The sequence below is a fragment of the Shewanella sp. 11B5 genome (assembly GCF_002836795.1).
Classification (GTDB): Bacteria; Pseudomonadota; Gammaproteobacteria; order Enterobacterales; family Shewanellaceae; genus Shewanella; species Shewanella frigidimarina.
In genome coordinates this window covers 1-6,018 of the sequence record NZ_PJAP01000492.1, presented here as the reverse complement: position 1 = coordinate 6,018, position 6,018 = coordinate 1, and the positions used below count along the sequence as shown (strand labels likewise).

Here is a 6,018-nt window from a genome sequence, read left to right as displayed (position 1 = left end):
TATATTGATTAATCAGAAGTGCGACAGTGTTGGATATACAAGAAGTGTCTTACACAGTATTCAGCGTTTTTTATAACACGCTTTCTAAACTCTCAGCGGCTAACACGTAGCTGCCGCCTAAACGTATAACGTGCGTTGGCGTATGGATCCGCACTAAAGATAGCACTAGCCGAGTCGACTCTTGCGAGATGAACACCGGAGACTCACCCCAAAAGGTTACCCCAGCTAAATCAAACCTACTTCGAGTACTGTTAATCTCACCCAAAAAGTCAGTGTCTGTGGCGCTAATGGTACTGCGGGTGATCTTCATCTTTTTCTGCTGCACGCCTATGCGACTAGACTTGATTGTTACAATCGAATCACTCATCGTGAGTTGGTTGACATCAACATTGTCAATGAACACCAATTTACAGTCTTCAATAAAGAGCTGATCATAATGCCCAGAAAAATATTGTTGGCTATCTTGATAGCATTTGCCAATACGCTGACTGCTATTTTCTGAATGTTGATCACGAGCCAAAGCTTTAGCATTAGAAGGAGAAGTCGATGCTAGACCCGTTAATAACATTTGATTAAAGATGTGTTGGTGAGACTTCATCGGTACATGCCCTGCACCAGCAATAACCTTTAGCTGTGCAGTAGGTAATACATGCAGCAGTGCTTCAGCGGTCCGCAGTGGCGCAACTTGATCATCGGCACCCCAAATTAACTGCGTCGCGGGCATCTGTTGGTAATTAAGCACTGAGAAGTTTTGTTCCATTAATGCTAATGCCGCATTAGTGTTGGTTTGTTCGCCAATGGTCATATTACGAATAGACTCATTACGACTGAACCATTTCGTTGGATCTAACCCCGTTCCGGTTTTCTCAAGCATCTTATCTGCAAAATTATCAACCCGCGCTAACACTCGGCGTAAGCCTTGTGGTAATTCGCTATTAGCTATATCTCGCTTCGAAATCTGTTTTAAGTAGGCAGTCCGGTCCAAAATACCAGCAGCATCTACCAGCACAAGTTGTTCAATTTTGCCGGGGTACTGGCTAGCATAGTATAAGCTAATCGCCGCCCCCATCGAATGTCCCACAAGATGTACCTGAGCATTGGGATGGCGATAATGGCTAATAACCCAATCGATCACCTTGGCATATTCTTTAGGTGAATAGGTAAATACAGCACCTTGCGATAGACCAAAACCAGGTAAATCGATAGCAACTACATGATACCGCGTTGCTAACGCTGGAATCACCGTTAACCAGTCTTTAGAAGCCAACTCCCCTAAGCCGTGAATAAGAACAACGGTGTCACGGTGCTCAACCCCTGCTTGTAGCACAAACAGCGGGGTTTGATGGCTTGGTACTATTACACGTTCAAAGTGATAGCTTGTTGGGTAATCAGCTAACTCTGCGGCGGTTAACGGTTCGGCTGTCACTGGTTTTGCAGCGCCGATTGAGCGAACTTGCCTATTGATGTCATTAAACCAATTAGCTTGCACGGGCATCGCCGACCACAGCAACAGCAATGATACTAATACCAATAATTTAACCACTGCAGATATCGCCTATCAGACAGCTTATCAATGCTGTTCGGTCCATTGCTTTATACTGCGAAGGTCTGTACCTGTCGGGTTTTGGAATGCACGTAAACCAAACTCAGGTAGCACGGCAAAAATGTGGTCAAAAATGTCTGCCTGAATTGCTTCATAGTAGGTCCAGCGAATGTCATTGGTAAAAATATACAGCTCTATCGGCAAGCCTTCAGTGGTTGGTGCTAGCTGCCTAACCATTAAGGTCATGTCTTTATGTACTTTGTCATGACGACGTAAATACTCTTGTAAGTATGCTCTGAATGTTCCGATATTAGTTAAGCGGCGGCCATTCACCTTCATATCAATATCGCTCACGTTGGCATTGGCAACACTGATTTCACTGAACACTTGTGGTAAATACTCTTTCAAATAATTGACTTTGCCTAAGCGAATACGTTCGTCATCGGTCAAAAACTGAATGCTATTTACGTCGATATTGATTGATCGCTTAATCCGTCGACCACCCGACTCGGACATGCCGCGCCAGTTCTTAAATGCATCTGACACCAATGCATAAGCTGGGATCATGGTGATGGTATTGTCCCAGTTTCGTACTTTAACGGTGGTCAACGTTACATCTTCAACTGCGCCATCTGCAGCGTATTTATCCATTTGGATCCAATCGCCTTTACTCACCATGCGGTTAGCAGCAAGCTGAATCCCAGCAACGAAGCCCAAAATGGTGTCTCGAAACACCAACATGACCAAACCGGTAGCAACACCTAAACCACTAAAGAAATAAATAGGCGACTGGTCGGCTAGAATGGCAAAAACAACAATTAACCCAATAAAAAATAAGAATAACTTAGTCAACTGAACAAAACTTTTTACCGGTAAACGGCGATTAACATGATTAATATCAGCAATTTCATCAATCGCATTTAACCCGCTATACACAGCTCGAATAATAAAAAACACTAACAACGCGCTAAGGAAACGATCAATAAAAGCGCTGATCAACTCATGCTCGGTGAGCACAATAGGGATCAATAAATCGAGGATTAAAATGGGGATCAAAATAGCGAGACGTTCAAACACATTAAAGCGCATGAAAATATCGTCCCAAGTGACCGAAGACCGGCGGATCACTGCATTCACACCGTGAACTACAAATCGATGGGTAATGTAATAACTTAAACCTGCCACAATCACACAAGCCAAAATTAATATCGATGTCGCGACACCATCCGATGGTTGGCTATTAATACCCAAACGGGTTAACCAAGCCGCAATTTCAATCCGCACTTCTGTATTCACAAACAAATCCTTAGCCACGTTTGCCCTTTACTCAATCAAAAGACTTAAATTAAACCGCATAAATGCAAGCAAACATTCACAGGCTTATCAGTGTGCTCATTATGCATGGTGTTGATGTATAACGTTACCGAAACATCGACTCTATCGGTCAAGATGATAAATTTAATGCAAGTTACTATTTTCATGATTATGTTAACAGTTGCAATGAATGTGAGTATACCCACACAAGATTAAACAAAAATTAGCTTTGACGCGGGGGCAATAAAAGACAATAAAAAAGGACCTTGCGGTCCTTTGTCAAATTACTCTAAACATATCCTATTCATGACATGTGGTTTCACTCAATTAAAAACTCGGTAACATGCCCTGCGGTAGAAATCGGTTAAAACTGGCGCTATACAACAAGTCGACCGAGTTCTCGATATCAGGTGAAAAATAACGGTCCTTATCATAAAACGTCACTATTTCACGAAGCTCGGCTTTGGCCATTGCTACGGCGGCGCTTGGTTGCAAAGGCTTTCTAAAGTCTAACCCTTGCGCAGCAGCTAACAACTCAATAGCCAATACTCCACGGGTATTTTCGCTCATGTAGCGTAAACGTCGTGCGGCAAATGTCGCCATCGACACATGATCTTCTTGGTTTGCCGATGTCGGCAAACTGTCTACCGAGGCAGGATGTGCATAGGTTTTGTTTTCCGATGCAAGTGCAGCCGCGGTGACCTGAGCAATCATAAAGCCAGAATTTACCCCACCGTTATCCACTAAAAATGGCGGTAGCTTAGACAAACTAGAATCAATCAACAACGCCATTCTACGCTCCGAAATTGAGCCCATTTCAGCAATCGCAATCGCGAGGTTATCAGCCGCCATCGCAACGGGTTCGGCATGGAAGTTACCGCCCGAAATAATATCGCCCGTATCTTGGAACACCAATGGATTATCAGTAACGCCGTTTGCCTCAGCGCCAAGCACTTCTGCTGCTTGACGAATTTGGGTTAAGCACGCACCTAATACCTGTGGCTGACAGCGCAGTGAATATGGGTCTTGCACTTTTTCGCAATTGGTATGACTTAGGCTAATTTCCGATTCGTTAGTGAGCAAATGACGGAAAATGGCTGCTGAGTCAATTTGGCCTTTTTGTCCACGCGCAGCATGAATGCGCGCATCAAACGGACTACGACTGCCCATAGCGGCTTCAACACTCATGGCGCCAATAATTGAACTGGCGGCAAACAAGTCTTCTGCATTAAACAAACCTTCAAGCGCCAGCGCTGTTGAGGCTTGCGTACCATTCAGTAACGCTAACCCTTCTTTGGCTGCTAATTCAATAGGTTTTAGCCCAGCAATCTCAAGACCTTCCACTGCTGAGATAATCAGCCCCTGATAGCTCATTTCGCCTTCTCCTAACAAAGGTAAACACATGTGAGCTAATGGCGCTAAGTCACCCGATGCCCCGACTGAGCCTTTTTCTGGCACACACGGATACACTCCGGCATTCACTAGCTGAATGAGAAACTCGATAACCTCTAAACGAATACCTGAAAAACCGCGGCTTAATGAGTTAATTTTTAAAACCATCATTAAGCGCACGGTAGCATCTTGCATGTATTTACCAATGCCAGCTGCGTGGGACAATACAATAGAGCGTTGCAATAATTGCAGATCTTCTGGAACAATTTTAGTGTTGGCTAACAAGCCAAAGCCAGTATTGATACCGTAAACAGTACGGCCTTCACGTAATACTTGCTGGACGATTTCAGCACTTTGATTAATGTCTTTAATCGCTTCTTTCGCAAGGGTCAGCTTGACACTATTACGGCTGATCGCACGAGTCTGCGCTAATGTCAGCGTACCTGGAATAAGTTCAAATGAATAAGTCGACATGGATTAAGCTCCTAACATTGGCAGGTCTAAGCCTTGCTCTTTGGCACAATTTTTTGCAATGTCATAGCCAGCATCTGCATGACGCATTACCCCAGTAGCAGGGTCGTTCCACAATACTCTGCCTAAACGTACCGCAGCTTCATCGGTTCCGTCGGCCACTATCACCACCCCAGAATGTTGACTAAAGCCCATACCAACGCCGCCACCATGATGCAATGACACCCAAGTTGCACCACTAGCCGTATTGAGTAAGGCATTCATTAATGGCCAATCTGACACCGCATCAGAGCCGTCTAACATGGCCTCGGTTTCACGATTTGGGCTGGCAACTGAGCCAGAATCTAAGTGATCACGGCCAATAACAATCGGTGCCGATAACTCACCGTTTTTGACCATTTCATTAAAGGCTAACGCTAAGCGGGCACGGTCTTTAAGTCCGACCCAGCAAATGCGTGCAGGTAAACCTTGAAACGCAATACGCTCACGCGCCATGTCTAACCAATTGTGTAACTGCGGATTATCTGGAATCAGCTCTTTGACTTTGGCATCTGTTTTGTAGATATCTTCCGGATCGCCAGACAAGGCTACCCAACGGAATGGTCCAATACCTTCACAAAATAACGGCCGTACATATGCTGGTACAAACCCAGGGAAATCGAACGCATTCGTTACGCCTTCTTCAAAGGCCATTTGGCGAATATTGTTACCATAATCTGTGGTTGCTGCACCGGCTGCCTGCAATGCCAACATTGCTCTAACTTGCACCGCCATTGATTGCTTCGCCGCTTTAACAACTGCCGCTTCGTCAGTTTTACGCATTTTAGCAGCGTATTCTAAGCTCCAGCCTTGAGGTAAATAGCCGTTTAATGGGTCGTGTGCGGAGGTTTGATCGGTTACCACATCAGGCACAATGCCGCGGGTCACTAGCTCAGTAAACACATCGGCAGCATTGGCTAATAAGCCGACTGAAACAGGCTTGCCACTTTGGTTTGCTGCGTAAATCATCGCTAATGCTTGATCTAATGAAGTGGCTTTTTTGTCGACGTAACCAGTACGCATGCGAAAATCGATACGGGTTTCATCTACTTCACAGGTTAATACCGAATAACCCGCCATAGTACCAGCCAGTGGTTGTGCGCCACCCATGCCGCCTAAACCGCCGGTTAAAATCCACTTACCCGCTGACGAGCCATTAAAGTGCTGTTTAGCCATGGCGACAAACGTTTCGTAAGTACCTTGCACAATGCCTTGCGAACCAATATAAATCCACGAACCCGCAGTCATTTGGCCATACA

At 45.0% G+C, this 6,018-nt stretch carries 4 protein-coding genes; all 4 read right to left on the bottom strand.

Annotation, left to right across the window (positions count from 1 at the left end):
• Nucleotides 1–70 precede the first annotated feature (70 nt).
• Nucleotides 71–1,543: an alpha/beta fold hydrolase gene (locus tag CXF78_RS11530; protein ID WP_102036862.1), complete on the bottom strand. Its 1,473-nt coding sequence runs from the start codon at nucleotides 1,541–1,543 to the stop codon at nucleotides 71–73.
• A gap of 27 nt (nucleotides 1,544–1,570) precedes the next feature.
• On the bottom strand, nucleotides 1,571–2,839 hold the full coding sequence (locus tag CXF78_RS11525) for a mechanosensitive ion channel family protein (RefSeq protein ID WP_011639360.1): 1,269 nt from the start codon (nucleotides 2,837–2,839) through the stop codon (nucleotides 1,571–1,573).
• Between the two features lie 345 nt (nucleotides 2,840–3,184).
• The gene (hutH, locus tag CXF78_RS11520; RefSeq protein WP_102036861.1) at nucleotides 3,185–4,723 is read right to left on the bottom strand and encodes a histidine ammonia-lyase; all 1,539 of its coding nucleotides are present in this window, start codon (nucleotides 4,721–4,723) and stop codon (nucleotides 3,185–3,187) included.
• 3 nt (nucleotides 4,724–4,726) lie between these two features.
• Nucleotides 4,727–6,018, bottom strand: a 1,292-nt coding sequence (hutU, locus tag CXF78_RS11515; protein WP_102036860.1) for a urocanate hydratase, incomplete at its 5' end; no start/stop codon positions are given.